Below are 26,989 nucleotides of genomic sequence, written 5' to 3' on the forward strand. Positions count from 1 at the left end.
CGCCAGTTGGCAGGGCCTTTAGGGTTTAGACGTTAAACGTCAGACCGTATACCTGGATAAAGCGTGGCTAGATAAAACGAGGAGGCGGGTCATCAGCATAGGCCTCATCAATCCAGGCAGGATACTGATGGCTACGATCCCAGACCTGATAATGCAGTCTGGACAGCATGACCGGATCATCCAGTACCAGCAGCTTCTCCTTGTTGGGCATCTTGTCAGGCCCACCCACCAGCGCCTGGCGAACCATCGTCTGTCGCTGCGACTCGATCGCCTCCGACTTGTTGTGACGTGCCACACCCATGGCACATCCCAGGGCGTTATCGATGGGATCGACCACCGTTTGCACAAAAGTCGGTGCCGGCGGTTGATGGCGCGAATTACGCACAAACCGCCAGGTTGCCCGCAGCTCTCGCGGCGGATTGGACTCTTCAGGAATCAGGAACATGCGGCCTCTGAACGCCGCCCGACCCAGATCCACCCTGCTGGTAATGACCGATACCGGAATCGATAGCATCAGTGCCCCGACGATGGGCCACAGCCAGAGCAGAAACAGCGGGTCCAGCCACAGCACGAATAGTGTCCAGATAATGCCGAACACGGTCTGACCGCCGTGACGCATGAAGGCATCCTTCCAGGTCGTCTCGCTGAAATCACGCTGAGGCGATTTCCACTTGACCTCGATCCCCATCAGGGCCGCCAGTACAAAGCGCGTATGAAACAGCATGCGGACCGGTGCCAGCAGCATCGAAATCAGCGATTCGATGACCATCGAAAGCCCCAGACGCATGGCCCCACCGTAGTAGCGCGGACCCTTGGCCCAGATCACGATCACACTCAGAATCTTGGGCAAAAACAGCAGGGTCAGCGTGGTGGAAAAGAGCGCCACCGCCCTGCCCGGATGCCATTCGGGCCAACGCGGAAACAGCTGCATGGGCTCGGTGAAATATTCGGGCGTGGTCAGGGTATGCACGGCCAGAAGCGCCGTGGACAGCATCAAGAACAAAAACCACAGCGGTGCCGACAGATAGGACATGATCCCGGTCAGAAACACCGCGCGGTGTACCGGGTGCATGCCGCGCACCAGAAACAGGCGGAAGTTCATGATGTTGCCCTGACACCAGCGACGATCCCGCTGAAGCTCGTCGAGCAGGTTGGGCGGCATCTCTTCATAGCTGCCCGGCATGTCATAGGCAATCCAGACGCCCCAGCCGGCACGACGCATCAGTGCCGCTTCGACAAAGTCATGGGAGAGGATTTCACCCGACAGGGCGCCCTTGCCCGGCAGTGGCGCCAGCGAGCAGTAATACATGAAGGGTTCAACGCGAATAATCGCATTATGCCCCCAGTAGTGGGATTCCCCCAGCTGCCAGAAGTGCAGGCCCGCCGTGAAAAGCGGCCCGTAAACCCTCGTGGCAAACTGCTGCAAACGTGCATAGAGGTTGTTACTGCCCGCGGCCAGCGGCGCTGACTGAATAATACCGGCGTCCGGATTGGCTTCCATCAGCTGTACCAGTCGAGTCAGGCAGCGACCACTCATGACACTGTCGGCATCCATGACCAGCATGTAGCGATACTTGGCGCCAAAGCGACGGCAGAAATCATCGATGTTGCCGCTCTTTTTCTTCACTCGGCGCGAACGACGACGATAGTAGATCCGACCAAACCCGCCGACCTCTCGGCAGAGCCTCAGCCAGGCATGGTTCTCTGCCACGCAGGTGTCAGGGTCATAGCTGTCACTGAGCACATAAAAATCAAAGTGCTCGATGTTGCCACTGCGCTGGACGGACTCATAGGTCGCCTTGAGCCCTGCAAAAACGCGATTGACGTCCTCATTACAGATCGGCATGACAATGGCCGTTCTGGCCGAGGGGTCGATCGGCTCATCACCGGTACTGGTCCCCGAAATACTGTATTTATCCCGCCCCTTGAGAAGCTGGAAAAATCCCATCAGTGCCGTCCAGAAACCGGCCGACACCCAGCAGAACAGCAGCGCAAAGAGCACAAGCTCCACCACTTCCAGCAGCTGCGCGCCCTGATAGGGCAAAACGGTGCTCATGTACCAGACCGCCACGGAACTTTGCACCATGACCAGCAGCAGCAGCGTCCAGCGACGCATGGTGCCGACCATCTTCCAGCGCGGTGCCGTAGGAGCTTCGGGCGCCTGGGTCTTGCGCACACGCGGCTTCAGATTGCCGCGACGCAGGTGATACCCCTTCCTCAAGCGCTTGATCGGGCTGGTGGTCCAGGGATGAGGGGCAATCGAGGTACGCTCGATGGGCGGCATGGTCTTGAGACAGACACGGCCGACCTTGTCAGTTCCAAGCACCTCAGGGGGTGCCAGAGGTGCTGTCCCATAGGCAAGCTCCAGACGCCGGAGTACAGAGGCACTGGACGGATCATCCTGCAAGAGACTTTGCTTGCCGATCTCGTCATGCACCCTGAACAGCGGCGTATCCTGAGAAGCCAGTTCCAGCAGCTCTCGTCGATTACCCAGCTCCCGGGTCCCGAGCGCCAGGCGCTCGAGATACGCCCGGGCCGGGCTTGAGTAGGCGTCATCACTCATTGGCAGGCAACACGTAGTTCCAGGTTTCTGTCAGGCGCGAGTCACCATTTTTCAGGAAAGCCTTCATGTTGACCGGCTTTGAGGTGTCATTGGCCTTGACGCTCAGCTTCAGGCGATAGCCGCCCATGGCAGGGTTGCGAGTCACTTCACTGCGTACGATCTGGCCATTGTCACCGGCATTGACGTCCGCCTGAATGTTGTCATTGCTGCCCGGCGACTTGAGGTTCGGGCCCACAAAGTCGATCACGTACAGCGTACTGTCATCGCTTTTACGTACCAGATTGTCCTGGACGGTTTCACCACGCGCACGACGGGTCTGAGCCACCCAGCCCAGATCAGGTGTGTGGTAGCGCGATTCGTTGAGCGTCCAGTTGATGGTGTAGTTGAAATCCAGCGGCTGATTGGTCGGCAGTTCCTGGGTCGGACGCCAGAAGCTGACAATGTTGTCGTTGGTTTCGTCCGGGGTCGGAATCTGCACCAGCTCTACCTGACCATCACCCCAGCTGTTTTGCGGCTCGATCCAGGCACTGGGACGCAGCTCGTAGCGATTCTCAACGTCCTGATAGTTGTCGAACTCGTGATCACGCTGCAAAAGCCCGAGCCCGCGCGGATTGTTGGCCGGGAAGGTATCCACGGAAAGACGCTTCGGATTGGCCAGCGGACGCCACAGCCACTGCCCGTCACCGGTCGCCAGCTGCAGGCCATTGGAGTCATGAATGGCAGGACGATAATTGCTGTCGCTGGAGGGCTGCTCGGGACCGAACAGGTACATGCTGGTCAGGGCGCAATGCCCAGCTTGGTGACCTGGCGACGCAGGAAAAGACGCGACTGCACATCAACCACGCTGTCCTGACCCGGACGCAGGATGAAGCGATAGGCGCCGGTGGCACTGGGTGAATCCAGCAGTGCGTAGATGGTCAGATAACGATCATCACCCTGCGGCTTGACGACCCAGAACTCCTTGAAACGCGGAAATTCTTCGCCCGAATTGAGTCCGGTGTCCACGGCAAGGCCGCGGCTTGAAAGCCCGTAACGCTGGTTCTGGCCGGCCACGCGGAAGTAGCTGGCGCCAAGGAACACCATCGACTCGTTTTTCTTGTCGGGGTTATCCCCATAATTGATCTTGAAACCGGCAAAGCCAAGGTCCTTGAACTTTGACTTGTCGACATCAAGATTGCCGTAGTTGAAATTGTCCGGAGAGAATTTCAGCTCCTGCACATCATCGCCATTGACTTCATTGATGGTCACGGGCGTGTTGTAGTGCATGCCTTCGTGAAAGAACCCCAGATCAAATCGCAGGTTATCACTGCGCCAGTGCGACTGGGCAGGCTTGTACTGAATCTGCTGATACTGCTGAAAGTTCAGACCGGCAAGGGACCCCGGAAGATTGCTTTGAGGCGCAGTGTATCCACGCTGTGCAAGCTCCTGAGCCTCCTGACTGACATCGTTGAAGTCAAATGCGAGCACGGCCTGAGCGGAGAACAGCGAGGCTACCCCGAACGCCAGCATGGCACTTTTTTTCAGGGTAGCGTAAGCCGCGAAACTACCGGAGGTTTTCAGATAAGACGTCACAGCAACATTCCTCATAAGCATCCTTGAAGTGCCCTGATATTTAAAAAAGGTCTGGTTCATACGGTCACCACCATGCAGGAAAAAAGCTCAGGGCAGCCCTGCATGACAGCGTATGCTTTATTGAATTTCGCAGGCCTGTTTACCACGACCCTGCACCTTTATACCAGCAGCTCAGGTGCAGCATTTTACGCCACTTCCCGGCGCACAATATGGCTCAGAATGCCGCAGCATTCCAAAATATGTGCCTGAGCGAGCGCACACTTGAACGCCATTCTAGCGCCCGCGGCCCTTTTTCTCAGTAGTCATAATGAAACGCTGTCTTTTTTTACCGCTCGGTGACATGCCGACAATAGACTTAACCTGTCATGCCAGCGCCTGACGCCGATGAAATGCCTTCAATGAAGTCAATAAAAGTCCCCCTGCGCCCACAATGCCGGTCAGCGCCAGTATCCATTGGGGAGAAATCGGCAAAAGCGTCAAAAGCGAGGCCAGCAGCGCCCCGCCGCCCATCTGGCAGCATCCCGCCAGCGATGAGGCAAGCCCCGCCCTGTCCGCATATGGCTCAAGAGCCAGACTCAGCGCTGCGCCAAGCGTCAGTGAAAAACCGGTCACCATGACGGCGTTGGGCAGCATGAAGGCGGCCACACCCGGGCCTGCAAGACTATAAAAAAAGGCATGCAAAAAACCGCCAATCACCATCACGGCAAGCCCCGCGTGAATGGCCCGGTGCTGGCCCAGACGCTTAATCAAACGGGGCGCCAGAAAATAAGCCACCACATTGATGGCCGCCACGGCGCCAAACCAGCCACCAAAGGCCAGCTCGTCAAGGCCGGCCTGATCCATCAGTAATATCGGCGCCGTCGTGACATAAATGAGGATGACCGTCATGCCGGTCATGGCAATCAGCACATGAAAGACAAACTGGCGGTCTCGCAGGATGGTAACCACATCACGCCCGTAGTGGGAAAGACGACTTTTATGCTTGCCGGATGGCCGGGTCTCTTCCAGCCCCCAGAGACAAAACAGCGCAACCCCCAGCGCAAACACCACCATGAACAGAAAGCTGGCCCGCCAGTGCCAGAAGGCTGCCAGCAGGCTGCCCAATAGCGGCGCCAGAGCCGGCACCACGCACACTGCAGCATTCAGAAAACTGTAGATACCGGCGCGCCGGTCACCGTCAAAACGATCCCGCACACAAGAAAAGGCCACCACGGTCGCCAGAGAGGCACCGAGCCCCTGCAGCAGCCTTCCGAGATAAAAAAGCGTGATGTGATCGGCCATCAGGCACAGCGCCGCGGCCAGCCCATAAATCAGCGCCCCCGTGATGGCCATGGGCCGCCGCCCCAGACCATCGACCAGCGGGCCGGCCATCAGCTGCCCTGCTCCCATGCTGATCAGATACAGCGTGATGGACCACTTGATGCCGGCGGTATTCGTGGCAAAGTCCTGCGCCACCAAAGGCAGCGAGGGCAAAAAGATATCAACCCCCATGGGAGTAAGCACGATCAGCGCCATCATCATGGCAATCAGGCGGCGACTGGCGAAGGAAGTGCCCATTATCAGACTCATTGAGAAGACGAGTCGGCACTGTACAGACTACATCAGAGCCGGCCAACACCTTCTGTCAGTTTGGAAAGGGCGCAGCTACGCTAAGCTCATTCATCATTGTGATAACAAAAAGGCACGCTCATGAACCAGGAAAAAAACCAGACCGCTGAGGATGACTTTGAAGGCGGTGTAGATACCGAAGCGCCGGAACAGGAACAACAGGATTCGACGTCAGAGGCTGATTCTGATGATGGTCAGAAAAGTGAAGAGGAGGAAGCCCGCGAGCTGCCTTCCCAGGCCGCAGCGGTTCACCAGCGTCTTCGCAAGGATGGTCAAAAGGAACTGGCACGAGACTCGATGGCGCTTTTGTGGTCAGCCGTTGCCGCCGGCATCTCCATGAGCTTTTCCATGGTGGCGCGCGGTCTCATGCACGCCCAGCTGCCGGACTCCGGAGCCGGCTTTATGATCGAGTGTCTGGGCTACACGGTCGGCTTTATCGTCGTGATCCTGGCCCGCCAGCAGCTCTTTACCGAAAATACCGTCACGGCCGTTTTGCCGGTCATGAGTCATCCCACGTTTGCCAATTTCGGCGCACTGGGGCGTCTTTGGGGCGTGGTTCTGATTGGCAATATGATAGGAGCGGCTCTTTCGGCCATCACCTTTCTGAACATGCCGATGTTCGATCCCGCCACACACGATGCCTTTATTACGCTGGGCAAGCATCTCATGGAAAAAACGCCATTTGAGATGTTTTCAAGCGCCGTTCTGGCCGGCTGGATGATTGCCACACTGGTATGGCTGATTCCGGCCGCCGACCAGGCCAAGGTCTGGATTATTTTGATCATTACTTACGTCATGGCCATTGGCGGCTTTGCACATATCGTTGTCGGTGCCAGTGAAATGTTTTACATGGTGTTTTCTGGCAATGCCGACTGGAGTGATTTCCTTTTACGCTTTGGTCTGCCAACGCTTGCCGGCAACGTGGTGGGCGGCACCTTTATCTTTGCCCTGATCAGCCACGCCCAGATCCGGGGCGATCTGGAAGCCCAGAAGGAGCGCAAGCAGGGCCTGATTCAGCGTCACCACAAAAAAAAGCAGGCCGACAGGAAGGCGCAGGACTGATTCAGCAGCAATAAAGCGGTCCTATTGCCATCACATTAAAAAGGCGGGCTTGAACCCGCCCTTTTTCCATTCGTCAGATCCGTGCTATCAGCACCATTCAAGCACTCATCAAAAGGATTGCGTACCATGACGCCTTCCAGAAGCAGCAAGGTTGTGTCAGGTAGCACATGAAATATATCGGAGCACACGTCAGCGCCGCCGGCGGCGTTGACCAGGCAGTCAAACGCGCCGTGGACATTGGCGCCAACGCCTTTGCCCTGTTTACCAAAAATCAGCGTCAATGGCAGGCCAAACCGCTGGATGAGCACGTTATTGACGCTTTCAAAACGGCGTGCCGGCAGCAGGGTTTCACCCCCGAACAGATTCTTCCCCATGACAGCTATCTGATCAATCTGGGCCATCCGGAAGCAGAAGCGCTGGCCAAATCACGCGCTGCCTTTCTCGATGAGATGCAGCGCTGTGAACAGCTCGGCCTGACCCTGCTCAACTTCCACCCGGGCAGCCATCTGCGCAGGATCAGCGAAAGCGAGTGCCTGAAGATCATTGCCGAGTCCATCAACGAGGCGCTGGCGCAAACCCGCGGCGTTACGGCCGTGATCGAGAATACCGCCGGTCAGGGCAGCAATCTGGGCTATCGTTTCGAGCAGCTGGCCGAAATCATCGAACAGGTGGATGACAAGTCACGGGTAGGCGTGTGCATCGACACCTGTCACGCCTTCGCCGGCGGCTATGACCTGCGCACCGAGGCCTCAACACGTGCAGTGCTGGATGAACTGGGCGCCGTGGTCGGTTTCCAGTATCTGCGCGGCATGCATCTCAACGATGCCAAAAGCACATTGGGCAGTCGCGTGGATCGTCATCACAGTCTGGGTCAGGGCAACATCGGCAGTGACGCTTTCAAAGCCATCATGCAGGATGCCCGGATTGACGGCATCCCCATGATTCTGGAAACCGTTGAACCGGCCATCTGGGATCAGGAAATTGCCTGGCTGCGCGCGCAGGCAGGCATCACCAGCGCCTGACGCGCGCTCATTTTTTAGCGGAAACTTCACCATGCAGTCAGACGGTTTTTTCAGCTGGGTCGGCGAAACACTGGGCAATATCATTCGTGCCATCGTTGAGTTTCTGGCCTCCATTTTTGCCAACCTTTTCGGCGCCATGGATGGTTTCATCGATGGACTCACCGGCTCGCTGGGCATCAGTCCTTCCATGTTCAGTCTGGCCATTCTGGTCATTGGCCTTTTGCTGCTGGTCAATGGCGTACGCGCCCTGCTGCGTGGCGGCATCATTGGCGGCTTGATCTGGCTGGTACTGGGGCTTCTGGTGCTGTCCTGGCTGATTCCCTGATGCCACTGGCCACGCAGTGGCGGCCCTTTCAGTCGATGGCTGCAGGGCCATGAAGATCGACAAACCTTGCGGCCAGCCTCAAGCCGGATGCCCTGTGGCCGATAAGACCTTCCTGATCAACCATGACGCAGGCCCGCCGGGCCTGCGCCACCAGGGGAAGGGAACTGATGTCGTTACGGATCTGGGGGGCCATCTGCCTGGCAGCCACATTAAGCGGCTGCTTTGAAGTCAATACGTCCCAGGTCCCAATGGCGACCACCTGGGAGATGAGCGATCAACAGCGCATGCAGGCGGCCCATCACTGGGAAGTGCTGGCTCGCAACGAAGCCCACGGCATCATGGCCAACCAGCGCCTTCGCAGCAGGCCCCTGTACGTCTTCTCGCCGCAGCCGGCCACCCCCTTTGAACGTGGCTATCATTCGCTGCTGGAAAGCCAGCTGGTACAGCAGGGGGCACTGGTCAGCACGCAGCCCGAAGGCGCCGTAATCATTAATCCTGCAGTTCAGGTCGTCGCCCATAGCGACCGCGGCTACATCCGCCGCCCGCCGGGGACCTTTACCTTCCTCGCCGCGGGCGTTGCATGGGCCTTCCAGCCTCTCAAGCACTGGTCGGAACCTGCTCTGGCACTGATTCCGGGTGCGGCGCTGCTTGACGCTTTCGGCGGCAACATCACCGAGGTGGGCAATACGGAAGTCATCATTACCACCCGGGCAAGCGAATTCGATACGCTGCTGTATTCGTCTTCCAACATCTATTACATCAATGCCGGTGACAGCGAGCATTACGAAAGCCGGAACGGGCTGAGGGTCTCATCGCAATGGTAAGCCAACGACTGTCTGGACTCTCCCTGATGCTGGCACTGCTTTTATCAGTACTGTTGACCGGCTGTGCTGAACTGCCGAGCTACAATCGAACTCCAGAACGACCCACCCTGCTTTCTCAGGTTGATACCGCTGCCGAGCGGCTGGTCAAGAATACCCATGGCCGGCTGGCACCCAGCGATACCATCATCGCCACCACGTTCGTTGACGTGGATCAGCTGGGGCGCTCCTCCACGCTGGGACGTACGCTCTCGGAGGCCATGACCTCCAAACTGGTCGAACAGGGTCTGAACGTCATTGAGGTCAAGCTGCGCGACAGTCTTTATATCGAGGAGTACGCAGGCGAGATGATTTTGTCTCGCAATGTGCAGCGCCTGGGCAACAACTACAATGCCAGCGCTGTTTTGCTGGGCACCTATGCGGTGGCCCGCGGCGAAGTCTTCGTCAATGCCCGACTCGTGCGTCTTGCCGACCAGCTTGTCCTTGGCGCCAGCAGCTTTCGGATCCCCATGGACGCCGATGTCCAGATGCTGCTGACCTCGCCCTATTGAGTCAGAAGACGTCGATGGATTCAAAAGACAGATTGAGACAAAAGACCCAAAAGACCTGTTGCCACTCGGGCAACAGGCCTTTTTTAACGCTTGATGCTTCAGGCTTGTCAGGCGCTGGCGCTATCGGCGATGGCCGTCAGACCATCCCGGGCATGAGTGGCTTCATTGCACAGGTTGATCCCTGCAATCACGGCCTTGAGCGAGGCACTGACGGTATCGCTGTCTTCGGCCACGGCACAGATTCGCTGACCATCCACGTTAAGCTGCACAAAGGCAATGGCATTGGCATCACTGTCCTCGCCCAGCGAGTGTTCGCTGTAATCAAGAATGCCGACCTGCTGGCCACTGTGGCGCTGCCATGCATTCATGAAGGCCGACATCGCACCGTTACCGCTGCCTTCCAGCGTCAGGCGCTCGCCGTTTTGCTCCAGCGTGATCGACAGCCCCTCTTCACTGGCACGTGACAGGCGGTAATCGACCAGTGACAGCGGGCCTTCGCGCATGAACGTGGAAAACAGCATTCGACGGATGGACTCGCTGGAAAGCTCACCACTCAAACGCTCGCTTTCCTTTTGCACGTAGGGCGCCAGCGCCAGCATCATCCAGCGTGGCAGGCTGATGCCATAATCACGCTCCAGCAAAAAGGCCATGCCGCCCTTGCCCGACTGGCTGTTGACGCGAATCACGGCCTGATAGTCGCGACCAATATCGCGCGGGTCGATCGGCAGATAGGCCACCTGCCAGGGCTCGTCATCGCCCTGCTTTTTAAGCGACTTGCGAATGGCGTCCTGGTGGCTGCCGGAAAAGGCGGTGTAGACCATCTCGCCGACCCAGGGGTGGCGCGGATGCATGGTAATGCCGGTGCACTCGGTCACCACCTGAATGATCTCGTCCGGACGTGACAGGTCAAGCCCCGGGTCGATGCCCTGACTATAGAGATTCATCGCCAGCGTGACGATATCCATGTTGCCGGTACGCTCGCCGTTGCCGAGCAGCGTCCCTTCAACGCGTTCAGCACCGGCCAGCAGGGCAAGCTCTGCAGCGGCCACTGCACCGCCACGATCATTGTGCGTATGCACCGAGATGATCACGCTGTCGCGACGGCTGATGTTCTGACAGAAATATTCGATCTGGTCGGCGTGATGATGGGGCCCTGCCACTTCCACCGTATTGGGCAGATTCAGGATGCAGCGGTTATCCGGTGTAGGCTGCCACACGTCCATGACGGCTTCACAGATGGCCAGCGAAAAATCGATCTCGGTGCTGGAAAAGCTTTCCGGCGTGTACTCAAAACGCCAGTCGACCTGAGGATAGCGCTCGGCATGCGCCTTGACCCACTGTGCGCCGCTGACCGCGATGTTGATGATGCCATCACGGTCCATTTCAAAAACGCGCTCGCGCTGGGTGGTCGAAGTCGAGTTGTACAAGTGGATAATGGCGCGTTTGACGCCCACCAGCGCTTCAAAACTCTTCTCGATCAGATGCTCACGACACTGCACCAATACGGCAATGGTGACATCCTCGGGAATCTGATCTTCCTCGATCAGCCATCGTACGAAGTCATAGTCGGGCTGACTGGCAGAGGGAAAGCCGACCATGACTTCCTTGATGCCGACGCGAATGATCTGCTTCCAGAAGCGCTTTTTCTGCTCAACGCTCATCGGTTCCAGTAGCGCCTGGTTGCCATCGCGAAGATCTTCACTGACCCAGATTGGCGCGGATTCAAGATCACGATCGGGCCACTGGCGGTTGAAGGCGGGCACACGTGGCGCAGGGCTGTACTTGCGATGATTGAAAGCAGTCATGTCTACCTCTGATTAAGCGCTGAAGGGATGTCTCATGCCTGAACAGGGACGTCATCGGGATCTGCTCTTGTGAAGCCATCCCATGCGCCGAATCGGCACTGCTTGTGGCAGTGAGAACAGTATAGCGCCGTCATCCTGACAGGTCCTTGCGATTATCGTGGCAAACCGCCCCTTTAAAGCAATATAATGCCAATATTGAATATATTTTTAGCAAAAGGCACCAATAAATGTCCGAAAGACAACCCGGAATTGCGATTGATCGCTATGATCGGCATATCCTTGAAATACTGCAAAGCGAGGGCCGTATCAGCAATCAGGCACTGGCCGATCGTGTAGGCCTGTCACCGTCGCCCTGCCTGAGACGGGTCCGCACGCTTGAAGAGAGCGGATTGATTACCGGCTATCAGGCCCAGGTCGACGCCCGAAGGCTGGGCTATCGTCTGATGGCGCTCGTCCACATTTCCATGGATCGCCATACGCCCGAGCGCTTTGCCAATTTTGAGCAGCGAGTCGCGGCCCTGCCCGAGGTCATCGAATGCTTGATGATTACCGGTCAGGAAGTCGACTACCAGCTCAAGATTCGCGTTGAAGACATGGATGACTACCAGCGCCTGCTGCTGGAACACATTACCCCGATCGAAGGCGTCACCGGCGTACACTCCAATTTTGTGCTGCGCCCGGTCTTTGGTAATCGCCCCATCTCCACGGATCTGGTGGCACACTGATAATTCGCGTCGGCCCCTGCCCATCTCGTCAGACAAGGCATCCATCTTCTTCGCCAGCGGCAGGACTTTATAAAACGCTCGTCAGGGCTTAGTGTGTAGCGCTTCGGGTTGGGCGACATGCGAGGCCATCCCCGTGCCCGTCATTTACAGGAGAGACTGCACATGCTGTTACGCCGCATTTCGGCTTCAGGGATTATGGCCCTGATGGCGACGCTATTTTCCCTTTACATGGTGCCCACTGCCCAGGCGCAGCCACAAAACGCACCGGATGCTGATATCAAGCAGTTCAGGGACTGGGAAGTACGCTGCCCGAAAGGCGGCGGCAATGATGCACATTGCACCATGACACAGCTGGTCAACAGCCCCAGCAGCAACCGGCCTGTCATGCGGGTGGTGGTGGCCTATCCGCCGGAAGGCAGCGATCCGGTCATGGTCTTTTTACTGCCGTTGGGCGTACGCCTGGCACCCGGCATGCAGCTTCAGGTCGACAACGGCAAGGAAATTCCCTTTCCCTACCAGGTCTGCATGGACGATGCCTGCCGCGCCGACCTACCCCTGCAGGGTCAGCTGCTCAGCCAGCTGCGTGGCGGCACGAAGGCAACGGTCAGCATGTTTGATCCCAACGGCAAGCGTCTGGACACCAATATTTCACTGCTGGGCTTTACCGACGCGACTCGCGCCATCACGCCCTGAGTCGATGCCGGACACTGACGGCGCCCGACACGGCTCGGCCGCTGGCATCAAAAAAAACGGCGCCCCATCGGGCGCCGTTTTGCATGACCATCAAGGCAATCTCAGGCCAGCGCCTTCTCCACTACCTCAAACACATTGCGTGAGAGGTTTTCAGCGCGAATGCGTTCGAGCTCACCTCGCATCAATGCCTGACGCTTCTCATCCAGACGATGGTAGCGCGTCAGTGGCACAATCATGCGCGCGGCAATTTCCGGATTGAGCCGGTTGAGCTCGATGACCACGTCCGCCAGCAGCCGATACCCCTCTCCATCGAGACGATGAAAATTGACCCGATTTTGCTGGGTGAAGGCACCAATCAGCGCCCGTACCCGATTGGGATTTTTGATGGAAAAGGCCGGATGGTCCATCAGAAAGCGGACGCGCTCCAGCGCATCCGCCTGCGGACGTGTTACCTGCGTGGCAAACCACTGATCCATCACCAGTGAATCATGGGCCCAGCGCTCGCCAAAGGCGCGAATGGCCGGATCCCCCAGATCGGCTCGATCGGAATGCGCCAGCAGCGTCAGCGCCGCGCGCACGTCCGTCATGTTGTCGTCGGCCTCATACTGGGCCCGGGCCATGTTGAGCGCCTCAACCTCACCATTGGCAACCAGATAGGAGAGCGCCACGTTTTTGAGGCTACGCGAGGCCATCTGCTCGGGCGTGGGCGCGTACGCCTCGCTTTGCTGATTGGCGTGATAGACGCTTTCGAACTCGGGGAAAAGGTTATCCGCCAGCTGTTCGATCGCTGCGCGACGGGCGCCGTGAATGGCATCGATATCCACGCGACGCTGCTGCTCGGCAATCCATGCCTCGCTGGGCAGGCGCAGCATTTCGGCCAGTACCGCCCTGTCATCGGTGGGCTCACGCAGCAGATAACGAAAGGCCTCGATCAGCCGCGCATCCAGCGCCATGAGTTCATTACGCTGATGAGCCGCCATCATCTCTTCGATCGCGATCAGCGCCAGTCTCTGGGTGGCGTCCCAGCGATTAAAGCCATCCTCGTCAAAGCGCATCAGATGCGAAAGCTCATCGCGCGACCAGGGATACTCAAGACGCACCGGCGCCGAGAATCCGCGTAGCAGCGAGGGCACAGCACCCGCATCGACGTTTTCAAAGACCCACTGCTGCTCGGCCTCACGCAGATGCAGCACGGTATCGGTACCGTGCGATTCACCGTTGATGATCAGCTCGACAGGTTGGCCATCAGCCGCCATCAGACCCATGCGCACCGGCACATGCTGAGGCTGCTTGTGCTCCTGCCCGGGCGTGGGCGGCGTTTGCTGAGCGATGGTCAGGGTGAAACGGCGCTTTTCGGCATCGTAATCACTGCGCGCTGTCAGCTGCGGGGTCCCTGCCTGGGCGTACCAGCGCATGAACTGGGTCAGGTCTTCGCCTGACACTTCGGCCATGGTCTCGACAAAATCCTCGACGCGTACGGCCTGACCATCAAAGCGCTCAAAGTAGAGATCGCTGCCGCGGCGGAAGGTCTCTTCGCCCAGCAGATGGCTAAGCATGCGCACGATCTCGGCACCCTTTTCATAAATGGTCAGGGTGTAGAAGTTCGAGATCTCGATAAAGTGATCGGGCCGCACCGGATGCGCGGTAGGACCGGCATCTTCTGCAAACTGCAGCGTGCGCATCAGCGCGGCGTCCTCGATGCGCTTGACCGGTGCCGAGTTGATGCTTGAAGAAAAGCTCTGATCACGAAAGACGGTAAAGCCTTCCTTGAGCGCCAGCTGGAACCAGTCGCGGCAGGTGACCCGGTTGCCCGACCAGTTATGGAAGTACTCGTGCGCCACGATTCCTTCAATGCGCTGGAAGGTGGCATCCGTCGTGGTCTGCGGATTGGCCAGCACCGCGGCGCTGTTGAAGATATTGAGCCCCTTGTTTTCCATGGCGCCCATGTTGAAGTCGTCCACGGCGACGATCATGAACAGATCCAGATCGTACTCGCGCCCGTAGGCCTCTTCGTCCCACTTCATGGCACGCTTGAGCGAAGCCATGGCCCAGTCGGTCTTTTCCAGATTCTGCGCTTCAACCCAGAGTTCGAGTGCCACTTCGCGCCCGCTCATGGTGGTAAAGCTGTCGCGCACGCATTCCAGCGAGCCGGCCACCAGCGCAAAAAGATAAGCGGGCTTGGGGTGTGGGTCTTCCCAGGTGACGAAGTGGCGGCCATCCGGCAGCTCGCCGCGCTCGATGGGGTTGCCGTTGGACAGCAGCACTGGCTGGCGCTGCCTGTCCCCAATGACCGTGGTGGTAAACACGGCCATCACGTCAGGTCGATCAGGGTACCAGGTAATGCGACGAAAGCCTTCGGGCTCACACTGGGTGCAAAACATCGGCCCGGAAACATAAAGTCCTTCCAGCGCCGTATTACTGGTCGGATCGATGATCACTTCCGTATCCAGCACGAACGTTTCCGGCACCTGGTCGATGATCAGCTGATCCGCTTCAATGCGATATTCACTTTCCAGCAGCGCCTGGCCATCAATGGCAATGCGCTCGGTGGTCAGCCCATGACCGTGTAACGTCAAGGCTGCCTGCGCCTCGGACTCGGGATGACGCGTTACATGAAGACGCGCCCTGACCCGCGTGGCCTGCGGGTCAAGGTCAAAGGTCAGCTCCGTTTTGTCGACGTGGTAGGCCGGGGGGCGGTAATCGCTTAGATAGATGGCTTGCGGCTCGGCCATGAAAGGCTCCTGAAATGGGTCGATCGTGGTCCTAGTGTACGCCGCAAGCCCTCACCGGCTCAAAGCGCATGCGCTCGGAAAAGCGGGCTCAGGGTTTATGGCGCTGCGAGGGGGTGGCCCGTGTGACAAGCCAGCTGCCAATCCCTACCAGCAGCAGAGTCACACCAATACGTACGGCCAGAGAAGGAATGGTGATCCAGATCACGCCGGCGCTGAAGACCAGGGTCACCACTGCCAGCCCCTTGGCCCGCGGCGAAATGGCGCGCTCATGCTCCCAGTGTTTGATGGCAGGGCCGGCCAGCCGGTGCTGTCGAATCCAGCGCGCGAAACGCGGTGAGCCTTTTGATGCCAGCGCCACGGCGGCCAGCATGAAGGGCGTGGTCGGCAGCAGCGGCACGATGACGCCCGCCGTACCCAGCGCAAAGCAAATGCCCGCAAGACCTATCCAGAGATAGCGCATGGCACCTTCCCGCAAGACGGTCTGCTCGGCGAGGCAACCACGTACAGGCGTACCAGCCCGGCAGTGGCGCGCCCGATAACCACGGAGGCACACAGGGCATCTGAAGCACAAAGAGCATCTGAAGCATCAGTCATGGGAAGCATGGGGCTTCCCGGAAGGCAGCGGCCGCGTCGCCACGAACGTTCCCACGACCGTCAGTACCATCAACAGCAGCCAGAAGACCCAGTTGAAACCGGTATGAATCCAGATGACCCAGGCACTGAAAAACATCATGGCGATCGACACGAGTTTGGCCGGCAGGGGAATGGCGCGCTCCTCTTCCCATGCCCGGATCAATGGCCCAGCGAAACGATTGCGCCGAATCCAGCGCTCAAAGCGTTTTGAGCCCTTTGAGGCACAGATCACCGCCAGCAGCATGAAATCAGTGGCCGGCAGCAGCGGCAAAAAGATACCCAGTATCCCGATCCCGAAACAAAGCGCCGCCAGCACGATCCAGAGGGCACGATTGACCGGAGAGCGCGCGCGATGATCCGCGGCGGGATCCGGAGAAAGACCTGACATGCCACACTCCCGCGAAAACGTGAACTGCCGATCATAGCGTTCGAAACGCCTGTCACCAACCCTGCCTCGACTGCCCGCAAGGCCTCAGGGGGCTAGGCGGCCGCGCCGTCGCCCTCACCCAGACTGCGCAGCATTTTCCAGGCCGCACAGCCATCGTGATAATAATCTTCCATCCAGTGCAGGACCTCATAGCCCATGCGCCGATACAGCGAAATGGCAGCACGGTTATCGGCACGCACTTCCAGATAGATGCTGTCACAGCCACGCGTCAGGGCCACCGCCTCCAGCGCCAGCAGCAGACGCTGCCCCAGCCCCTGACCGCGAACGTCCGGATGCAAACAAAAGGAGTAAAGACGCGCCTTTTTCTCGTTGCGTCGAAACAGCAGCGTGCCGTACCCCATCAGGGCCCCGTCGTCATCGATGATCAGACGCGTCTGGGCGTTGGCCTTTGTGACCAGATATTTCAGCTGCGAGGGGCTGAAGCTGTCTTCGTCATCACCAAAACAGATGCGTTCCAGGGCATTGAGTGCCGTCGCATCCCTACCCTCCGCTGCACGCAGCGTGAAAGCCATGCGTTGTTCTCCAGGTCAGGATCCAAAAGGCGGCAATCCTATCATCTCCACGGCGCAAGAACCCTGCCATGTGGTGCATTTGTACCGCAACCCCCCGCCTCTGCCTTTCGTGACTGCCTTTTGACCGCTCATGAACCGCCTGACCGCTGGCCCGTGCTGCCGTCATGATCAAAACTGTCTCTTCCGAGTCCTCGGTGCTATTCCACGATGACCGGTGGCGTCCTATGATGCGCATATTTCCATTGGGCTGCGGAGTGCGTCATGTCACGTTTGCGTATTGTTGTGGATCACCCCAGCGACTGGCGTCCCTACTATCCCAGTGATGATCTGGTCAGCGCCGATGACTTTCTGGCACTGGAAGAAACCACCGATCAGGATCGCTCCACGCACGTCATCAACCTGTGCAGCGGGCTGGACTATCTGGAAACCGGCTACTACGTCTCGCTACTGGCCCAGGCGCGCGGACAGCGCGTGCAACCTGATGTGGAAACGCTCAATCAGCTCAAGCGCAAGGCATTGATCGATCTGCAGCTGGACGGCCTCAACGACATGATGGCCGACCTGGACCGCCGCGGCGCCCTGCAGGGAGATCGACTGGATCTGCGACTTTTCTTTGGCGATACCGGCAATGAGGCGCTGGCAAGACTCGGACGCCGGCTCTTTTCGCATTTACCCTGTCCGATCATGGAGGCACGGTTTACCCGGCGCCACGGTGACTGGCGACTGGCGCGGCTGAAAGCGCTGTCGCTGAGAGACATTGCACCGGACGAGGAAGACCGCTTTGCGCGGGCCCTTAACGGCCACTCGCGCCAGGTCTGGCGCACACCTGCCGCCAAACGACGCTATCGTTATGACTTGGCCATTCTGGTTGACCCGAAGGAGGCCATGCCGCCCAGCAACAAGAGTGCGATCAAGCAGTTCATTCGCGCAGGGCGCTCGATGGGCATTGATGTCAGCCTGATCACCCGTCGTGATGAAGGCAGGCTGGCCGAATTCGATGCCCTGTTCATTCGGGAAACCACGCAGCTCGATCATCATACCTGGCGCATGGCGCGGCGCGCCGAACACGAAGGGCTGGTCGTGATTGATGATCCTCAGTCGATCCTTCGCTGTACCAACAAGGTCTATCTGCATGCCCTGCTGCGCGCCAGGGGTATCCCGGCGCCCGAGGGCCACCTGCTCAACCGCAGCGACCTTGATCGTCTGGACACGCTGGCCGATACCCTCACCTTCCCACAGGTACTGAAAATACCGGACGGTGCCTTTTCCCGCGGCGTGGTCAAGATCAGCTCCAAAGCGCAGTTGATCGAGGAAGCCCGGCGGCTTTTCGAGGATTCGGCCCTGCTGCTCCTGCAGGAGTGGATGCCTACCGAGTACGACTGGCGTATCGGCATTCTGGATGGACAGGTGCTGTTTGCCAGCCGCTACTACATGGCCCGCGGCCACTGGCAGATCTATGACCACAGTGGCGGAAGAGTACGCAGCGGTGGATTTGAAACGATGGACCCGGCCAGTGCACCCGAGAAGGTGATTAAAACCGCGCTCAAGGCCACGCGTTTGATTGGCAACGGGCTTTACGGGGTCGATCTCAAGCAAAGCGGTGATCGGGTAGTGGTCATCGAGGTCAACGACAATCCCAATCTGGATGTTGGCGTAGAAGATGTCGTGCTGGGGCCAGAGCTTTACCGGCGCATCATGGCGTGGTTTCTGGAGCAGATGGAGCGCAAGCGCCAGCCCAGGCAGGTGACGGGCCGCCAGCCACCGAGCTCATGAACGTGCCGAGAGCGTCACGCTGACCTGATAGCCGGTGTATTTGCGCAGATTGATAACACCGGTATCCAGGATCAGATACTGGCCTTTCATGCCCATCAGGCGCCCTTCAACCTGCGGCGTGCGGTCCAGGTTGAAGGCGCTGACACGTTCGGGCCAAGCCAGTACCGGATAATCAAATCGGGCAACGGACTGCTCGCCATGCGCCTGAATATTGTCTTCACCGAACTGCGCCCTGAGCGAGGCAATCCCCGGGGCCAGCCGGGTCATCAGATCATCTCTCAAGGCGATGAGATCAACATCGGCGACTTCGCCCTTGAGCATGCGCTGCCAATGGGTTCGATCGCTGATTTCGCTTTTAAACAGCGTCTCGACCATACCCGACTGTCGACGCGACGCCACTGACAGAATCGGCAGGGCCTGAACCGCCCCCTGGTCGAGCCAGCGCGTGGGCATTTGAGAGGGTTTGGTAATGCCGACCTTGGCCCCCGAGCTGCTGGCCAGATACACCACGTGGGGTGCAAAACAGTGTCGCTCGCCCCATTCGGGCTCGCGACAGGTGCCCTGAAAATAGTGGCAGCGCTCGGGGGCCATCATGCAGGTATCGCAGCGCGCCAGACGCCGAAAGCAGAGGTAGCAATGGCCCTGGCCAAAACTCTTGCGGGTGGGCTGCTGGCAGTGAACGCAGGTGATACGGCCTGTGGACTGCAGTGCAATGTTGTGACCCAGCCAGACGTTGAGCGGCTGACTGTGCTCACCGACACGCAGCTGATAGTGCGCTCGGCCTGCGGCGTCCACCGTGATGACCATGCGGGACAGCCCCCCGGTGCATTCACGTCGGGCATCGGGTGGCGTTTGAAGACACCAGAGCGTCTCGAGGTCTAATTGACCCATTTAATGCTGTCGCCCTGGGCCTCGCCATGCTGGTCACTGCCGCAGCCATGACGGTCGATGTGTCCCGTGCGCTGCTCGGGCGATACATTGTGTCTTGCCTCAAAACGTAGAATCGCCTCGAGACACAGCTCGCGCTGCTCACTGCTCAGGGCGCGACCATCAGGCCACTTGCCCAGCTCCACACCCCGCTTGAGCCCTTCATACATTTGCGGCGTCAGCTGCTCGATCATGCGCTCGAAATTCATGTCGCTCATGGTTTATCCGTCAATATCCCTGTGTTTGTCTCCGGGCACTACCTGACGCGGGTGAAAGCGCGAGCCCAGAAGCCCGGCTGCCAGCCCCAGCAATAGCCCGCCAAGATGGGCCTCGTTGGCCACGTTCCCAAAACCGAGCCAGTCGGCCGCCGGCGTCATGCACAGCACCAGCCACCCCACCATGAACACCATCAGCATGGCCGGGAACTGGAAGCCACTGTCAGGCACCAGACGCGAATAGAGCCAGACAAATCCGACCAGTGCATAGACCACGCCGGACATGCCGCCAAAAAGCACCGTGCCGGTGGCGTACTGGGCAAGATTGGACACCAGCATGCCCGAAATCAACAGGGCCAGCAGCCGCCAGCGCCCCTGCAGGACCTCCACCTGCCGGCCAAAATACCAGAGCCAGAGCAGGTTGAAGACCAGATGCATCAGGCTGAAATGCAAAAAGGCCGGCGAAAACAGCCGCCAGATCTCTGCCTGTGACAGGGCATAACCCAGAGTGGAGGCATAAAGCTGCTGCCCCTCGATGGCAATGGGGGCAATGGCCAGCGCCGTTAGCGCCTGAATATTATTGATCCCCTGCCATGCAAAGACGGCCACGCACATGACAATCACAAGGGTGGTCACGGGTGCCGAGCGCAGTGCCCCCATGACCGAACCTGCGCGAGCGACCGGCTCATGAGGCTCATCCAGCGTCATGGCGACGCCCTGATGCCACTTGTCGATCAGCTCACGCGCCTGGTCGAGCTGAACATCCTCGATCAGCCAGAGCACCTGCCCGCTCTGGTCACGCGAGTAGTGGTGGCCGATGCGATGCTTCCAGAGTGCGTGACGCAGCCCGTCAATATCGGCATCGAGAGGAAAACGCAGCGCCTGAGGCATGCTGACTCCCTTTGAGGCTGGAACCTGCCAGCCTGTCATGCTCATGGATTCAAACGTTAAATGACAAACACAAAAAGAAGTCCGGCGGAGAGGGTCCGCCGGACAAGAGCAAGGGATCATTCAAGGGAACACTTACTCTGACGACAGTGTGACTCAAAAGTTCCGGACGCATTCAAAAAATCCGAGTTTTATTTAACGACTCTCTTTATCTCTCAGGCACTAACCCAGCAAAACCGCCCGGCATCCAGCACTGACTCGCCGTCAAAGCGGTAGGCGACCAGGCGCCCGCCCCTGACAGCACTATAATCCAGACAGGCGATATTGGGCGTTGCCAGACTTGGAATACCTTCACACCAGTAATGACCGACAAACAGCGGGCGCTGTGAAGGATCATAATGTACCAGCCTGCGCCGCTCGTCGTCGCGAAGCGGCCGGTCCTCGAACTCAGGCGGCAGCGGGTCGGGCTGAAAGACCACATCGCCATAGGTCTGCGGGGAGCGTGCCCAGAAATGCGTGCGAAACAGGCCTCGCCGAGCGCCATCCAGCGAGCGAATCATGTGCCCGTTGGGCAAGCGCAGCTGTGTCCCGCGGGTCGTGCGGTCAAGCACACGATGTTCGGGGCTGCCCGCCTCACTTGCCGCCAGCAGAAACCGTCGATCAATCCGACCATCCGGGCGTTCTGCCAGAAAGGAACGCAGCAATGCCTCGTCCCAGCAGGCATGCGCCACACGAAAGTGCTCGAATTCAAGGCATAGTGGCATTTCCAAAAACCACTCAAGATATGAGGCCCAAAGCCCGGGCGCTCGCTCAAACTGCTTGAGCGTTTCATGCATGACCCGTTCACTGCGGCCCCCGACACGCGGCAGGGTGAAATCGCGCCCCCCTTCTCTCAGGCACTGTTTCAGGGCATGGGCTTCATGATTGCCCATGACCACCAGCGCGGTGCCCGCATCCACCATACGACGCACGATGTCGAGCACCTTCTGGACATGAGGGCCGCGATCGATCAGATCGCCCAGAAAGATGGCGCGCCGGGCGTCATGGGTGTACACCCCGTCCTGTCGCCGATAGTCCATCCGCTCCAGCAGACATTCGAGCAGGTCACCGCAGCCATGAACATCGCCGATCAGATCAAACCCCTGACCGGCCTGCGAGGCAGACACTTTTTGAGTCGGCTCAACCAACAAGGCCACTGCTCCAGCCCAGCTTGCTGCGACAGGCTTCGAAATAGCTGTATCCCGGCGGATGAAGCAGCTTCAGGTATTCAGGCTTGCGCCGAATGGAAATCATGTCGCCGGGCTGTACCACCACCTTCATCTGCCCGTCGCAGCTGACCTGAAGCTCGGCATCGTGGCTGTCCACGACCTCCAGCAGGATGTCACTTGCAGCGTCAACCACGATCGGTCGACTCGACAGGGTATGCGGGAACATCGGCACCAGTACGATCGCCTCGAGCCGGGGATGCAAAATGGGGCCGCCCCCGGAAAGCGCATAGGCCGTGGACCCCGTCGGGGTTGCCACGATCAGACCATCGGAGCGCTGGCGGTAAACAAACTGGCGATCGATATAAAGCTCAAACTCGATCATGCGTACGGCCGCAGCCGGATGGAGCACGACATCGTTGAGGCTGCAGGCCGACCCGATGACCACGCCATCACGCCTGACCTCGGTATCCAGCAGAAACCGCCGCTCCACCTCATACTGGCCGTTGAGCACCTCATCAACGCGATGCTCGACCTCATCGGGATTGATGTCGGTCAAAAACCCCAGTCGACCGCGATTGACCCCCAGAATGGGCGTATTAAAGCGACACAGCATGCGCCCGGCACCCAGCAGACTGCCGTCACCGCCGACCACAATGGCCAGATCACACTGTCGACCGATCTCTTCAAGCGAAAGACTGGCACCCTGTTGCAGCGAGCAGGTCCTCGCGGTCTCCGTTTCCAGAGACACCTCAAGCCCGCGCGATGTCAGAAACTCCGTCAGACGCTCAAGTGTTTCAACGACCTTGTCACTGTCAGGCCGCCCCACCAACCCTATCCGGTTGAACTGTGTCATGCCCCGTCCAGACTGTTTCATCGAGCCGGCATTATGCGTTCAGCACGACAGAGGGGTAAACCACACCCTCATGAAAATTCAGCCGATGCAGAAGGTGACGGGGCTGAACGCCGGCGCCACCATTCGCTGCCCAGCAGGGCCAGCAGCATGACAGCGCCTCCCAGCGCGATGCGGGAAAGGTCCGCCTCGCGATTCCAGATCAACAGATTGACCAGAAGTCCTGCAGGAATCAGCAGATTGTTCATGACGGCCAGCGTTGCAGCATCGACGCGTCGAGCGCCCTGATTCCATAAAAAATAGCCCGCGCCCGAGGCCGCCATACCCAGCCATGCCAGCACACCCCACTGCACCGATGTCGTTGGCAGATTGGAAGCATCCCCCAGCCACCACCAGGCCGGTACCGCGACCAGCAGCGCCCCGATGTAGAACCAGCCGAACACATTCAGGGCCGGAAACGATCCTTCAACACCGCGCATGAGATGTCGGTAGCCGACCTGGCCGATGGCAAAGCACAGGTTGGCGCCCTGCACCATGAGAAAGCCGGTCCAGAAGGCATCGCCAACGGCCTGATAGCGAATCAGCGCTGCACCCAGCACGGCAAGTACGGCCATGGCCAGCTGGACCAGATCAAGGCGACGACACAGAAGGTTATCCAGCAGGGCGATATAGATGGGCGTGAAAATGGTAAACAACAGGATTTCCGGCACGGTGAGCAGCACAAAGGACTGGTAATAACACACATACATCAGCCCCAGCTGTACGGCGCCCACGCCCATCAGCCCCAGTGTTCGCCGCCGGTCCAGCAGGCGCGGACGAAGCCAGGGCAAAAATACCAGACAGGCAAGCGAAATACGCGTTAATACGGCAAAATAGCTGTCCACCTGACCGGCCAGATACACACCGATCAGACTGAACGAGAAGGACCACAATAGTGTGACCCCGAGTAGATAGCCCATATGCTTTGTCAACCAGATAGATTTTCAAGGTTAACAACAATTATACGCCTGACCGAATGCCTCAAGGCAACCCGGCAGCTCACCTTTACGGCCTCACCCGGCCCGCAATCCTCCAGTGACTGGTCGGGCCAGGGCATCGGAGAGGTCCTTGTCAGCGGTGACGACGCCACTTTTCGCTTTCATGAACAGGGCCATTTCACTCATGCCAACGGCCGCAGGATGGCCTTTAGCAATGTCTACCGCTTTGAGGTTATCGAGGATCGCGTAGAGCTTTATCACGAACGCCGCGGCCAGCAAGAGGCCGTGTTTCTGTTTCCGCTGATCGTGGTAGAGGACAACCGATTGATCAGCCTCTCCCCGCATCTGTGCGTGCGGGATCTCTACAGCGGCGAACTGATCATGAAAGACGGCGGTTTTGATCTGACCTGGACGGTTGAAGGACCACGCAAACAGGAGCACATCCACTACTGCTATCGATAGCAATGGATCATGCATGGGTAGGCGATGAGTAGATAAAGACAGGGGGGTCTGGCTTGCGCCATAACATTAGCCAAACCTTTCCAATTATCCCTTTCTATTACGACCTTTGTCTTATTTAAATATCATGATGAGACTCGACCCCATACACTGCAGGATGTTTTCTGGCAGCGGTGTTTTTACCGCAGTATTTCAATAATACATGGAGCAAATGATGGAATTGCAAAATCGTGAAGGACAGTATGTTCCGGAAGTGACCCTCAAACAGCGCAAGGGCGGCGAGCTGGTTGATGTCCAGACCAAGGATATCTTTGCCAATCGCACCGTCGCTGTGTTCTCCCTTCCGGGCGCTTATACCCCGACCTGTTCCTCCACGCATCTGCCGCGCTACAACGAGCTGGCAGAACAGCTTTTTGCCAGCGGCGTTGATGAAATCCTCTGCCTGTCCGTCAATGACGCTTTCGTCATGGAAGCCTGGGGCGAGCATCAGGAAGCCGAGCATCTGACCCTGCTGGCAGACGGCAACGGCGACTTCACCGAAGGCATGGGCATGCTGGTGGACAAGACCGATCTGGGTTTTGGCAAGCGCAGCTGGCGCTATTCGATGGTCGTTCGCGACGGCAAAATCGAAAAGATGTTCATCGAGCCGCAAAAGCCGGGCGATCCCTTTGAGGTTTCCGACGCCGACACCATGCTCGATTACCTCAACCCTGAAGCAGATCGCCCCAGCTTTGCTACCATTATCAGCAAGCCGGGCTGCCCGCACTGTGCACGCGCCAAGCAGGCGCTGGCCGATAACCGTATTGCCTATGAAGACATCACCATCGGCAATCGCGACATTACCAGCCGCTCACTGCGCGCCATGACCGGCCATGCCACCGTACCGCAGGTATGGATCGATGGCCGCCACATCGGCGGTGCCGAGGATCTGAAGGCGCATCTCGAGAAGGCGGTTGCCTGATCGTTTTGTTGCCTGCCTGATCATGACGGCCACCCACGGGTGGCCGTTTTTATGTGTACAGTTCCCTACTGTTTACCCAGGCAATGGAGCCTCAGCATGCAGGAAAGACGCGTAGACGTTGCCATTATTGGCGCAGGAAGCGCCGGTCTGGGGGCCTATCATGCGGCCCGCGCCCACACCGACAGCGTCATCATGATCGAAAGCGGCCCCTACGGCACCACCTGCGCCAGGGTGGGCTGCATGCCCAGCAAGCTCTTGATTGCGGCTGCCGATGCCGCGCATCACGCGCGTGACGCTGACGCCTTTGGCATCCACATTGATGGACACCTTCGTATCGACGGCCGTGATGTCATGGCGCGCGTCCAGCGCGAACGCGACCATTTTGTCGATGGCGTTATCGACTCGGTGGAAGGTATTGACGCCGATCAGCGCCTTCGGGGCCATGCCGCCTTTGAAAGCACCAACACGCTGATCATCGACGATCATACCCGCGTTCATGCCGAGCGAATCGTGATTGCCACCGGTTCCAGCCCCGATTATCCAGACTTTCTCAAGGCTGCCGGCGACCGCCTGATCACCAACAACGACCTCTTTTATCTGGACGACCTGCCTGAATCAGTGGCCGTATTCGGCCCAGGCGTGGTTGGCCTGGAACTGGGACAGGCGCTGTCACGACTGGGCGTTCGAGTACGCATGTTTGGTGTCAGCGGAGGCATCGGCCCGATCAGCGACCCCGCCATTCGCGAGCATGCCGATCGGCAGTTCAATACCGAGTTCTATCTCGATCCCGAAGCCGAGACCCGCAATGTGGCACTCGTCGACGATCGGGTGGAAGTCACCTTTATTGAGCGCGATAGCGAGCGCGAGGTGACCGAGCAGTTTGACTATCTGCTGGCGGCCACGGGACGCCCGCCCAATCTTGAAGGTCTGGAGATCGCAAACGCGGATCTGCGCATGAATGAGGGGCTGCCGGCCTTTGATCGCTATACGCTGCAGTGTCAGCGCCAGGATGGCACGCCGTCCTGCATCTTTATCGCAGGGGACGCCAATGCCGAGCTGCCGCTGCTGCATGAAGCCTCTGATGAAGGCCGTATTGCCGGTGACAACGCCGGTCGCTATCCGGACATCCGCGCCGGCCAGCGTCGCTCCATGCTGACGGTGGTCTTCACCGACCCACAGATTGCCATTGTCGGACTGTCATGGACCGAGATAGACAAGCGCCCTCGCGACAGTTACGCCATCGGTGAGGTCAACTTTGAACATCAGGGGCGCGCTCGGGTCATGCGCCAGAATCAGGGTCTGCTACGCGTCTATGGCGAACAGGGCTCGGGACTGTTTCTTGGCGCTGAAATGCTGGGGCCGGATGCAGAACACCTTGCCCATTTACTGGCATGGTGTCACCAGCAGCGCATGACCGTGGCGCGGATGCTGGAAATGCCCTTCTATCACCCCTGCGTTGAGGAGGGACTGCGCAGCGCGCTGCGCGACCTTAATGGCAGACTCCGACTGGGCCCGGCCATGGCACAGCACTGCATGGACACCGGACCCGGCAGCTAAACGTACTCATGGCTCTGGATGCCCTCGTCCGGATGTGCGAATCAACCCGACCCATCGATTGATCGAGGGTCCATGACACAGTGGCTGCCGGCACAATTTTTC

The 26,989-nt window shown here is 58.7% G+C and carries 24 protein-coding genes and 1 pseudogene; 11 read left to right on the forward strand and 14 right to left on the reverse strand.

What is annotated here, in order from left to right:
• Nucleotides 1-67: 67 nt before the first annotated feature.
• The 3 genes and pseudogenes from mdoH to ACUN8C_RS09545 form a co-directional block, all read right to left on the reverse strand.
• Entirely contained in the window at nt 68-2,563 is a 2,496-nt protein-coding gene (mdoH, locus tag ACUN8C_RS09535; RefSeq protein WP_445618998.1) for a glucans biosynthesis glucosyltransferase MdoH, read from the reverse strand.
• Nucleotides 2,556-4,195 (reverse strand): annotated as a pseudogene (locus ACUN8C_RS09540) (glucan biosynthesis protein G). The gene mdoH and the pseudogene ACUN8C_RS09540 overlap by 8 nt, the downstream one beginning before the upstream one ends.
• 303 nt (nt 4,196-4,498) lie before the next feature.
• A complete protein-coding gene (locus tag ACUN8C_RS09545; protein ID WP_445618999.1) occupies nt 4,499-5,692 on the reverse strand; it encodes a multidrug effflux MFS transporter in 1,194 nt (397 codons plus the stop codon).
• A gap of 132 nt (nt 5,693-5,824) precedes the next feature.
• Between ACUN8C_RS09545 and ACUN8C_RS09550 the strand changes: the two genes are divergently transcribed.
• The 5 genes from ACUN8C_RS09550 to ACUN8C_RS09570 all read left to right on the forward strand — a co-directional run bounded on the left by ACUN8C_RS09550 (nt 5,825) and on the right by ACUN8C_RS09570 (nt 9,524).
• On the forward strand, nt 5,825-6,805 hold the full coding sequence (locus tag ACUN8C_RS09550; RefSeq protein WP_445619000.1) for a formate/nitrite transporter family protein: 981 nt from the start codon (nt 5,825-5,827) through the stop codon (nt 6,803-6,805).
• Between the two features lie 167 nt (nt 6,806-6,972).
• Nucleotides 6,973-7,827: a deoxyribonuclease IV gene (gene nfo / locus ACUN8C_RS09555; RefSeq protein ID WP_445619001.1), complete on the forward strand. Its 855-nt coding sequence runs from the start codon at nt 6,973-6,975 to the stop codon at nt 7,825-7,827.
• 31 nt (nt 7,828-7,858) lie between these two features.
• Nucleotides 7,859-8,152, forward strand: coding sequence for a hypothetical protein (locus ACUN8C_RS09560; protein WP_445619002.1), 294 nt, complete (start codon nt 7,859-7,861; stop codon nt 8,150-8,152).
• 167 nt (nt 8,153-8,319) lie between these two features.
• Complete coding sequence (locus ACUN8C_RS09565; protein WP_445619003.1) at nt 8,320-8,976, forward strand: hypothetical protein; 657 nt, start codon at nt 8,320-8,322, stop codon at nt 8,974-8,976.
• Nucleotides 8,970-9,524 carry a FlgO family outer membrane protein gene (locus ACUN8C_RS09570; protein WP_445619004.1) on the forward strand — a complete coding sequence of 185 codons (555 nt, stop codon included), beginning with the start codon at nt 8,970-8,972 and terminating at the stop codon, nt 9,522-9,524. Before ACUN8C_RS09565 ends, ACUN8C_RS09570 begins: the two co-directional genes overlap by 7 nt.
• 107 nt (nt 9,525-9,631) lie before the next feature.
• Here the strand turns inward: ACUN8C_RS09570 and ACUN8C_RS09575 are convergent, their stop codons facing one another.
• Entirely contained in the window at nt 9,632-11,329 is a 1,698-nt protein-coding gene (locus ACUN8C_RS09575) for a 2-isopropylmalate synthase (protein ID WP_445619005.1), read from the reverse strand.
• Between the two features lie 227 nt (nt 11,330-11,556).
• On the opposite strand from ACUN8C_RS09575, the gene ACUN8C_RS09580 reads away from it, so the two are divergent.
• Together ACUN8C_RS09580 and ACUN8C_RS09585 are read left to right on the forward strand one after the other, a co-directional pair.
• Nucleotides 11,557-12,054: an Lrp/AsnC family transcriptional regulator gene (locus tag ACUN8C_RS09580; protein WP_445619006.1), complete on the forward strand. Its 498-nt coding sequence runs from the start codon at nt 11,557-11,559 to the stop codon at nt 12,052-12,054.
• A gap of 162 nt (nt 12,055-12,216) precedes the next feature.
• Nucleotides 12,217-12,747, forward strand: a complete 531-nt coding sequence (locus ACUN8C_RS09585; protein WP_445619007.1) for an invasion associated locus B family protein — start codon at nt 12,217-12,219, stop codon at nt 12,745-12,747.
• 101 nt (nt 12,748-12,848) lie between these two features.
• Here ACUN8C_RS09585 and pepN read toward each other — a convergent pair whose 3' ends face one another.
• The 4 genes from pepN to ACUN8C_RS09605 all read right to left on the reverse strand — a co-directional run bounded on the left by pepN (nt 12,849) and on the right by ACUN8C_RS09605 (nt 17,072).
• Nucleotides 12,849-15,479: an aminopeptidase N gene (pepN, locus tag ACUN8C_RS09590; protein ID WP_445619008.1), complete on the reverse strand. Its 2,631-nt coding sequence runs from the start codon at nt 15,477-15,479 to the stop codon at nt 12,849-12,851.
• Between the two features lie 88 nt (nt 15,480-15,567).
• On the reverse strand, nt 15,568-15,939 hold the full coding sequence (locus ACUN8C_RS09595) for a YbaN family protein (RefSeq protein WP_445619009.1): 372 nt from the start codon (nt 15,937-15,939) through the stop codon (nt 15,568-15,570).
• Nucleotides 15,940-16,065: 126 nt separating this feature from the next.
• Nucleotides 16,066-16,500, reverse strand: coding sequence for a YbaN family protein (locus ACUN8C_RS09600; RefSeq protein ID WP_445619010.1), 435 nt, complete (start codon nt 16,498-16,500; stop codon nt 16,066-16,068).
• Between the two features lie 92 nt (nt 16,501-16,592).
• Nucleotides 16,593-17,072 carry a GNAT family N-acetyltransferase gene (locus ACUN8C_RS09605; RefSeq protein ID WP_445619011.1) on the reverse strand — a complete coding sequence of 160 codons (480 nt, stop codon included), beginning with the start codon at nt 17,070-17,072 and terminating at the stop codon, nt 16,593-16,595.
• A gap of 261 nt (nt 17,073-17,333) precedes the next feature.
• Between ACUN8C_RS09605 and ACUN8C_RS09610 the strand changes: the two genes are divergently transcribed.
• On the forward strand, nt 17,334-18,845 hold the full coding sequence (locus ACUN8C_RS09610) for a RimK family protein (protein ID WP_445619012.1): 1,512 nt from the start codon (nt 17,334-17,336) through the stop codon (nt 18,843-18,845).
• Here the strand turns inward: ACUN8C_RS09610 and ACUN8C_RS09615 are convergent.
• The 6 genes from ACUN8C_RS09615 to ACUN8C_RS09640 form a co-directional block, all read right to left on the reverse strand.
• Nucleotides 18,840-19,652, reverse strand: coding sequence for a DUF2797 domain-containing protein (locus ACUN8C_RS09615; RefSeq protein WP_445621851.1), 813 nt, complete (start codon nt 19,650-19,652; stop codon nt 18,840-18,842). The two genes, ACUN8C_RS09610 and ACUN8C_RS09615, sit on opposite strands and share 6 nt — an antisense overlap.
• 71 nt (nt 19,653-19,723) lie before the next feature.
• Nucleotides 19,724-19,990, reverse strand: coding sequence for a YeaC family protein (locus ACUN8C_RS09620; RefSeq protein WP_445619013.1), 267 nt, complete (start codon nt 19,988-19,990; stop codon nt 19,724-19,726).
• 3 nt (nt 19,991-19,993) lie between these two features.
• On the reverse strand, nt 19,994-20,878 hold the full coding sequence (locus ACUN8C_RS09625; RefSeq protein ID WP_445619014.1) for a rhomboid family intramembrane serine protease: 885 nt from the start codon (nt 20,876-20,878) through the stop codon (nt 19,994-19,996).
• Nucleotides 20,879-21,090: 212 nt separating this feature from the next.
• Nucleotides 21,091-22,065 carry a metallophosphoesterase gene (locus tag ACUN8C_RS09630; RefSeq protein WP_445619015.1) on the reverse strand — a complete coding sequence of 325 codons (975 nt, stop codon included), beginning with the start codon at nt 22,063-22,065 and terminating at the stop codon, nt 21,091-21,093.
• Complete coding sequence (locus ACUN8C_RS09635; protein ID WP_445619016.1) at nt 22,055-22,936, reverse strand: NAD(+) kinase; 882 nt, start codon at nt 22,934-22,936, stop codon at nt 22,055-22,057. Before ACUN8C_RS09635 ends, ACUN8C_RS09630 begins: the two co-directional genes overlap by 11 nt.
• A 68-nt stretch (nt 22,937-23,004) precedes the next feature.
• A complete protein-coding gene (locus ACUN8C_RS09640; RefSeq protein WP_445619017.1) occupies nt 23,005-23,892 on the reverse strand; it encodes a carboxylate/amino acid/amine transporter in 888 nt (295 codons plus the stop codon).
• On the opposite strand from ACUN8C_RS09640, the gene ACUN8C_RS09645 reads away from it, so the two are divergent.
• From ACUN8C_RS09645 to ACUN8C_RS09655, 3 genes are all read left to right on the forward strand, one after another.
• Nucleotides 23,893-24,372 carry a DUF6314 family protein gene (locus tag ACUN8C_RS09645; RefSeq protein WP_445619018.1) on the forward strand — a complete coding sequence of 160 codons (480 nt, stop codon included), beginning with the start codon at nt 23,893-23,895 and terminating at the stop codon, nt 24,370-24,372.
• Nucleotides 24,373-24,583: 211 nt separating this feature from the next.
• Nucleotides 24,584-25,330 carry a glutathione peroxidase gene (locus ACUN8C_RS09650; protein WP_445621852.1) on the forward strand — a complete coding sequence of 249 codons (747 nt, stop codon included), beginning with the start codon at nt 24,584-24,586 and terminating at the stop codon, nt 25,328-25,330.
• Nucleotides 25,331-25,426: 96 nt separating this feature from the next.
• Nucleotides 25,427-26,887 (forward strand): dihydrolipoyl dehydrogenase, encoded by a 1,461-nt coding sequence (locus ACUN8C_RS09655; RefSeq protein WP_445619019.1) that lies wholly within the window; start codon nt 25,427-25,429, stop codon nt 26,885-26,887.
• Nucleotides 26,888-26,989: the final 102 nt, after the last annotated feature.

The sequence above is a fragment of the Kushneria sp. Sum13 genome (assembly GCF_052692355.1).

Excerpts from the sequence above, each read along its gene's own strand:
- ACUN8C_RS09595 (WP_445619009.1), bottom strand. The coding sequence starts at position 15,939 with ATGCGCTATCTCTGGATAGGTCTTGCGGGCATTTGCTTTGCGCTGGGT.
- ACUN8C_RS09640 (WP_445619017.1), bottom strand. The coding sequence starts at position 23,892 with ATGGGCTATCTACTCGGGGTCACACTATTGTGGTCCTTCTCGTTCAGT.
- ACUN8C_RS09545 (WP_445618999.1), bottom strand. The coding sequence starts at position 5,692 with ATGGGCACTTCCTTCGCCAGTCGCCGCCTGATTGCCATGATGATGGCG.
- ACUN8C_RS09620 (WP_445619013.1), bottom strand. The coding sequence starts at position 19,990 with ATGAGCGACATGAATTTCGAGCGCATGATCGAGCAGCTGACGCCGCAA.
- ACUN8C_RS09635 (WP_445619016.1), bottom strand. The coding sequence starts at position 22,936 with ATGACACAGTTCAACCGGATAGGGTTGGTGGGGCGGCCTGACAGTGAC.
- ACUN8C_RS09560 (WP_445619002.1), top strand. The coding sequence starts at position 7,859 with ATGCAGTCAGACGGTTTTTTCAGCTGGGTCGGCGAAACACTGGGCAAT.
- ACUN8C_RS09605 (WP_445619011.1), bottom strand. The coding sequence starts at position 17,072 with ATGGCTTTCACGCTGCGTGCAGCGGAGGGTAGGGATGCGACGGCACTC.
- ACUN8C_RS09650 (WP_445621852.1), top strand. The coding sequence starts at position 24,584 with ATGGAATTGCAAAATCGTGAAGGACAGTATGTTCCGGAAGTGACCCTC.
- ACUN8C_RS09615 (WP_445621851.1), bottom strand. The coding sequence starts at position 19,652 with ATGGTCATCACGGTGGACGCCGCAGGCCGAGCGCACTATCAGCTGCGT.
- ACUN8C_RS09565 (WP_445619003.1), top strand. The coding sequence starts at position 8,320 with ATGTCGTTACGGATCTGGGGGGCCATCTGCCTGGCAGCCACATTAAGC.
- ACUN8C_RS09570 (WP_445619004.1), top strand. The coding sequence starts at position 8,970 with ATGGTAAGCCAACGACTGTCTGGACTCTCCCTGATGCTGGCACTGCTT.
- ACUN8C_RS09580 (WP_445619006.1), top strand. The coding sequence starts at position 11,557 with ATGTCCGAAAGACAACCCGGAATTGCGATTGATCGCTATGATCGGCAT.
- ACUN8C_RS09655 (WP_445619019.1), top strand. The coding sequence starts at position 25,427 with ATGCAGGAAAGACGCGTAGACGTTGCCATTATTGGCGCAGGAAGCGCC.
- ACUN8C_RS09585 (WP_445619007.1), top strand. The coding sequence starts at position 12,217 with ATGCTGTTACGCCGCATTTCGGCTTCAGGGATTATGGCCCTGATGGCG.
- ACUN8C_RS09550 (WP_445619000.1), top strand. The coding sequence starts at position 5,825 with ATGAACCAGGAAAAAAACCAGACCGCTGAGGATGACTTTGAAGGCGGT.
- ACUN8C_RS09575 (WP_445619005.1), bottom strand. The coding sequence starts at position 11,329 with ATGACTGCTTTCAATCATCGCAAGTACAGCCCTGCGCCACGTGTGCCC.
- nfo (WP_445619001.1), top strand. The coding sequence starts at position 6,973 with ATGAAATATATCGGAGCACACGTCAGCGCCGCCGGCGGCGTTGACCAG.
- ACUN8C_RS09625 (WP_445619014.1), bottom strand. The coding sequence starts at position 20,878 with ATGCCTCAGGCGCTGCGTTTTCCTCTCGATGCCGATATTGACGGGCTG.
- pepN (WP_445619008.1), bottom strand. The coding sequence starts at position 15,479 with ATGGCCGAGCCGCAAGCCATCTATCTAAGCGATTACCGCCCCCCGGCC.
- mdoH (WP_445618998.1), bottom strand. The coding sequence starts at position 2,563 with ATGAGTGATGACGCCTACTCAAGCCCGGCCCGGGCGTATCTCGAGCGC.
- ACUN8C_RS09600 (WP_445619010.1), bottom strand. The coding sequence starts at position 16,500 with ATGTCAGGTCTTTCTCCGGATCCCGCCGCGGATCATCGCGCGCGCTCT.
- ACUN8C_RS09645 (WP_445619018.1), top strand. The coding sequence starts at position 23,893 with ATGCTTTGTCAACCAGATAGATTTTCAAGGTTAACAACAATTATACGC.
- ACUN8C_RS09610 (WP_445619012.1), top strand. The coding sequence starts at position 17,334 with ATGTCACGTTTGCGTATTGTTGTGGATCACCCCAGCGACTGGCGTCCC.